Genomic DNA, 5855 nt, shown 5'->3' with positions numbered 1-5855 from the left:
GCGGCGGTCATGGCCGATGCAGCGGTATCCGCGGGCACCCAGAAACACCATCTGGTCTTCCCAGGCGTCCGCACTCAGCGGCCAGCCATGGCTGAAGACCACGGGCTGTCCGCTGCCCCAGTCCTTGTAATAGATCTGCGTGCCGTCTTTCGCCGTGATCGTACTCATTGGTGCCTCCTTTTCAGTCGTAACGGTGGTCGGCCTGATCACCTGCTTAGCGAGATCAGTACTTCGAACCGCCCTCTCACTACGAACGCCACTGGCTCAGGGGTCTACCGTTCCGCTTCACCCGCTGGGGCGGGGCCAGGCCGAGTCGCTGAATGAGAAATTCATTTGCGATGCCCGAACCTGTGCCTTGCCGACCGCGGATGCGACTGAGCTGGCGTACTGTAACTTAGAGCCTATCCGAAAACCGCGGCGCCGGGGAGTGCAGAGGGGATACGCCCCCTCTGGCGGGGGCTTGGGGGTGTCCCCCAGCTTCTCTTTTCCTCCCCCGCTCCCTTGCCAAGGGAGCGGGGGACAGAGGGGGTGAGGGTTTTCAGATAGGTACATAGCCGCCCAATATGACCATTGACTACTCTGTTGCCTTTTTCCGTTGCCCGCCGCGCGCCACCATCCAGCCGATGACCACCAGGATCGCCCCAAAGGCGAGGAACGCGAGGTCCCAGAGGAGCTGGTCTGGTCCTGATCGGACATGGTGGATGCCCAGAATGTGATGGTCAATAATCCCCTCAACGAGGTTGAACAAACCCCAGCCGACGGCAATGGGACCAACCAATATCTTCACTGGCGGCTGTTCGCCCTGTCTTTTGGCTCGCCACAGTAGCGCCAGCCCAATCACCGTGCTCACCCAGGTGGTGGCGTGAAACAGGCCATCCGCCAGCGTGTTCACTTCCAGATTGCCGACACTGGTCGGTGGAAAGCCCGCGCTTGTCAGCATGTGATGCCATTGGAGAATCTGGTGCAGGACGATCCCGTCGACGAAGCCGCCGAGACCCAGGCCAAGCACGATGCCGGCTGTGACGAAAGGCGTATGGTTGTGATTTTCGCTCATCTTGCTGCGTCTCCCTCTGCCTGGGACGACGACAGACCGTCGTACATCCACGCAGGCGCCTGACGTTTGAGGTAAGGCCGTGGCCCGTCAGGGACATCGGCCTTGAGCGAGCGGTCAGGCATTTCTATTTGTGTGCAAGGGCCTTTTCCGTGAACAGGCAGTCCTTCAATTCTTTCGAGAATTTTGGATCCTTTCGGCGTATCCATTCCAAAAGCATCGAGGCATGTTCCTTCTCCTCGTCGCGGTTATGCGCCAATATGGCTTTGAGCCCTGTATCCTTGCTGGTGTCAACACGCTGGTTGTACCAATCGACAGCTTCCAGTTCTTCTTTTAGTGATTCGAGTGCCAGATGCATGTCTCTTGTTTTGGCGGACAGGTCGTTGGCTGGTTCCTGGTATGGCATTGTCTGCTCCTCTCATATACAAACGACTTCCAACCGTGTCGTCCAACTGTATTCTGTGTTTACAGCATACCATTCACGACTCTGGGGCACGTCAAGAACGCTGTTGGAGACGCTTCCGTATGCTCAGGATGACAAGCAGGCGCATCACTTCGCGCGGCAAGCAGGGGCGCGGTAACACCAATCCCCAATCCCTAACCCCTAATCCCCAACCCCCACCCGTCCCCCGCCACCCGCCCCTTGCCCCACCCCATAATCGCGCGCTACCCTGTGAACGGAATCGCCGTCATCGGCCTCGTAGGGGCAGACACGCGTGTCTGCCCTGTCGCCCACACGGAACGAAACCAAGACTGCCCCACGCCGCTCGACGCCGCATCCGCGAAGCCCCGAGCGCCCGCATGGGACAGTTCATGGCCCCCCCCCGACCAGACATAACAGGAACAAATACCCGTAACCCGACCCCACAGATTGCAACACCAGATAGGAAAGGCCCCTCGAAATTAACAAAACAATTCAAATCGCCGTCCGTCGCCTTCTCCCTCGCTGCATCGCGGAGAGGGAGACAGAGGGTGAGGTAGATGCCCTCTCCACACGCGGGTGCATGGGACGGAGTCCCCGCCGGAAAGCACTGGAGGGCCTCCCTTGGGCAAGTCGAATCAGTGAGATAACTGCTCTCTCCGTCTCGCCCGTGGGACAGGCCCAGAGGTGCAGGGGACGGAGTCCCCGCCGGAGGGTACGGGAGGTGTCCTCCCGAAAAGCTCTTTTTCTCCCCCCTCTCCGCATGCGGAGAGGGGGCCAGGGGGTGAGGTATATGCCCTCAGCCCCCGCCGCCGGAGCGCGCCTCCAGCCCGGCGATGCGCCGCACCGCGGCCATGTCCAGGCTTCCGCGCACCACGTCTGCCAGCCGGTCGTAGTCGGCGTCGCGAGAGTCCGACGACGGCGCGTACGCCACGCCCTTCCGGGTGGCCAGCCGACGCAGCACCGCCTGCCGCAGCGCCGCGCTCTCGAACAGGCCGTGGACGTACGTGCCGACGACCTGCCCCTGCGCGTCCGCGGCGCCGTCCGGCTCGTCGCATGGTTCACCGTCGCGCTCCGTCATCACAAAAGCCGCTCGTCCTGAGCCAGTCGAAGGATCGGCGTCCTCGAACTCCGTCCGGCCCATGTGTATCTCGTACCCGTGGAACGTCGCGCCCTCGGCGTCCGCCAGCAGTCCGAGCGGCGAGGCCACGCGCCCCCGCACCCGCCGCGTGACCTTCTCTCCCGCGAACGTCGTCACCACGGGCAGCAGGCCCAGCCCGTCGGCTCGCTCCTGCTCCGACTCCACGTGGTCGGGGTCGCGCACCTCGCGCCCGAGCATCTGGAACCCGCCGCAGATGCCCAGCACGTACGTCCCCGACCGCGCCAGCGCCACGACCGCGTCCGCTAGCCCGCTCCGACGCAGGTGCGCCAGGTCGGCTATCGTGGTCTTGGTGCCGGGGAGCACGACGAGGTCGGGCCGCCTCAGCTCGGACGGCGACTCCACGTACCGCACCCGCGCGCCCTCGCGCTCCAGCGGCGAGAAGTCGTCGAAGTTCGAGATGCGCGGCAGCCGCACGACGGCGATGTCTATGTCCAGCGACGCCCGTCCTTCCGTGGAAGGACGCGTGTCCAGCGCCACCGAGTCCTCCTCCGCGATGTGCAGGTCGCGCACGTAGGGCACCACGCCGAGCACAGGCAGGCCCGTCCGCGTCTCCAGGAAGCGCAGGCCGTCATCCAGGATGCTTAGGTCGCCGCGGAACTTGTTGATGACCAGCCCGCGCACCAGCGAGCGGTCGTCCGGCTCCAGCAGTTCCAGCGTGCCCACCAGCGCCGCGAAGACGCCGCCCCGGTCTATGTCGCCGACCAGCAGCACCGGCGCGCGGGCGTACCGTGCCACCGCCATGTTCGTCATCTCCTGGCGGCGCAGGTTGACCTCCGCGGGGCTGCCCGCGCCTTCGATGACGACGACGTCGTATGCGGCACGCAGGCGGTCGAGCGCGCCCGTGATGACCGGCCACAGCTCGTCGCGGAGCGCGTAGTACTCCCGCGCCGTCGCGCTGCGGAGCGCCCGCCCCAGCACGACGACCTGGCTGCGGTGGTCGGCCTCCGGCTTGAGCAGGACGGGGTTCATGTCCACCGACGGCTCGACGCCCGCCGCCTCCGCTTGCACGGCCTGCGCCCGGCCTATCTCGCCGCCCTCCCGCGCGATATATGCGTTGAGCGCCATGTTCTGCGCCTTGAACGGCGCGACACGCCAGCCCTCCTGCCGGAGGATGCGGCACAGCGCCGTCACCAGCAGGCTCTTGCCCGCCGACGAGCCTGTCCCCTGTACCATCAACACCTTGGCAGTCATGTCATGCCGTCCGTATCCGCGTCGCTACACCCCGTTTGTCGTGTCTGCATCGACGTAAGTGTTCGTGGCGCAATGCCAGTGTCCTGTAACTAAAGTTCGCGTACTAATGCATGCGCGGAGCCTGTTGGGGGAGCATCCTTGGTTACTCACCGTCTTTCCGGCGAAAGCCGGAATCCAGCGTTCCCAGCACTCCCTGGATACCGGCGGAAGCCGGTATGACGAAAGCAGAAGTCATGCCCGTGGTCATTGGCGTTCGTCCGAATATGCATGACATTTCGGTTACAGGGCACTCGTGTCCTGTCCTTGCAACGCGCGTACGAAGCAATCTGGAAGAGGGGTGGACCCCGCCGCCAGATTGCCACGCCCCGATTTCATCGGGGCTCGCAATGACATTGCGGCAAACTTCGAGGACACCATGTTAGGTCTTCCGTATCGCGGGGCAGCTCTCCACGAAGCGCCGCGCCAGGCCGGGCCGCGCCCCCAGGTGCAGATGCACGTAGCTGGCCGTGACGCTCCCGACGGCATAACCCTCCACTCGCCCCGGCTGGTCCAGCACGTCATACGTGGCGGTCTCTGCGGCGGGGGCGCTCTCCAGCACGCTCCAGTGGAACTCGTGGCCGCGCACCTCGTCGCCGACGCCCAAGATGGGCGTGGCGCACCGCGCGCGCACCGTGCGGTAGCCCAGCGTCAGCTTGCGCCCGGCCATCGTCGAGCGGGCGGGCGTCAGGCCGACCATCGGCTGGCGGCGACCCTCCATGTCCACGATGCTCTCCCCCAGGTACATCAGGCCGCCGCACTCGCCGTACACCGGCACGCCGCGTGACGCCGCCTCCCGCAGCGACGCCTTCATCGCGGCGTTGGCCGCCAGCTCGCCCGCGTACATCTCCGGGAAGCCCCCGCCGATATAGACGCCCGCGACGTCCCCTTCCCGTCCGGGAAGGGCGGCGTCCGCCAGCGGGCTGAAGGGCTGCAACTCCGCGCCCCAGGCCTCCAGCAGGTCGAGGCTGTCCTGGTAGTAGAAGCTGAACGCCTTGTCCCGCGCGACGGCGATGGCGCAGCGCCGCGCCACCGGCTGCGCCGGGAAGAGCGTCGGCGTCCGGGGCGTCAGGCGCACGTCGGCGGCGAGGGCCAGCAGACGGTCCAGGTCAATGTGCCGCGCGACGCGCTCCGCCACGCGCTCGAAGTAGTCGCGGCTGGCGGGACCCTCCACCGTGGGCACGAGGCCCAGATGGCGCTCCGGCAGCTTGAGGTCCTCGCCGCGAGGCAGGTAGCCGAGCACCGGCAGGCCCGTCGCCGACTCGATAGGCTCCACGGTCATGCGGTAGTGCCCCTCGCTGCCGATGTTGTTCAGGATGACGCCCGCCACGCGCAGCGCCGGATCGTAGCTCTTGTAGCCCAGAACGAGGGCGGCGGCGCTCTGCGCCATCTTCGACGCGTCCACCACCAGCACCACCGGCGCGCCCAGCGTCTTCGCCAGGTCGGCGGTGCTGCCGACGCCGTTCTCGCCCGCGCGCCCGTCGAACAGGCCCATGACGCCTTCGATGACCGAGACGTCCGCCTTCGCGGCGGCGCGCTGGAACAGCTCCAGGAGAGCGTCGCGGCCCAGCATCCAGCCGTCCAGGTTGCGGGAGGGCACGCCCGCGGCGGTGGAGTGATACGTGGGGTCAATGTAGTCGGGGCCGGCCTTGAAGGGCTGCACGCGTAGGCCGCGGCGGGCCAAGGCGCCGATGACGCCGGTGGCGATGGTGGTCTTGCCGACCCCGCTGGATACGCCCGCGAGCACGAAGGCTTTCATGACAGAGCATGATAGCATGCGCCCGCACGCGGGGAAGCGATTGAGGGGGTTTGGCCCCTCAGTCGGGGGCACTGGGGACGTCCCCCACCTTAAGTGTATGGATCAGGGACATCGTGAACACGTGATCAGGGACATGGTGGACACCATAATAGGCATGACTTCTCAACAACAGGAGGTGGTCATGCCATGGCAGGAGGTGTCTACCGTGGCGTTGCGAACGGAGTTTGTTCTTCTG

At 65.7% G+C, this 5855-nt stretch carries 6 protein-coding genes; 1 reads left to right on the top strand and 5 read right to left on the bottom strand.

Translation table 11 applies throughout. From position 1 onward, the window contains the following. The 5 genes from Q7T26_09020 to Q7T26_09000 form a co-directional block, all read right to left on the bottom strand. Positions 1 to 168, bottom strand: a 168-nt coding sequence (locus tag Q7T26_09020) for an alpha/beta hydrolase (protein ID MDO8532289.1), incomplete at its 3' end; no start/stop codon positions are given. A 406-nt stretch (positions 169 to 574) separates the two neighbouring features. Next, positions 575 to 1054 (bottom strand): DUF2243 domain-containing protein, encoded by a 480-nt coding sequence (locus Q7T26_09015; GenBank protein MDO8532288.1) that lies wholly within the window; start codon positions 1052 to 1054, stop codon positions 575 to 577. Positions 1055 to 1178: 124 nt separating this feature from the next. Further along, entirely contained in the window at positions 1179 to 1457 is a 279-nt protein-coding gene (locus Q7T26_09010; protein ID MDO8532287.1) for a ferritin, read from the bottom strand. An 814-nt stretch (positions 1458 to 2271) separates the two neighbouring features. Further along, on the bottom strand, positions 2272 to 3825 hold the full coding sequence (locus Q7T26_09005) for a cobyric acid synthase (GenBank protein ID MDO8532286.1): 1554 nt from the start codon (positions 3823 to 3825) through the stop codon (positions 2272 to 2274). Positions 3826 to 4243: 418 nt separating this feature from the next. After that, positions 4244 to 5620, bottom strand: coding sequence for a cobyrinate a,c-diamide synthase (locus Q7T26_09000; GenBank protein MDO8532285.1), 1377 nt, complete (start codon positions 5618 to 5620; stop codon positions 4244 to 4246). Here Q7T26_09000 and Q7T26_08995 point away from each other — a divergent pair. Further along, on the top strand, positions 5619 to 5855 hold a 237-nt coding region (locus tag Q7T26_08995), incomplete at its 3' end, for a hypothetical protein (GenBank protein MDO8532284.1). The genes Q7T26_09000 and Q7T26_08995 overlap by 2 nt on opposite strands.

The sequence above is a fragment of the Dehalococcoidia bacterium genome, from assembly GCA_030648205.1.
GTDB lineage: Bacteria > Chloroflexota > Dehalococcoidia > JAUSIH01 > JAUSIH01 > JAUSIH01.
Note: the sequence above shows the minus strand (reverse complement) of the source record. Positions and strands in the feature narration are given on the sequence as shown.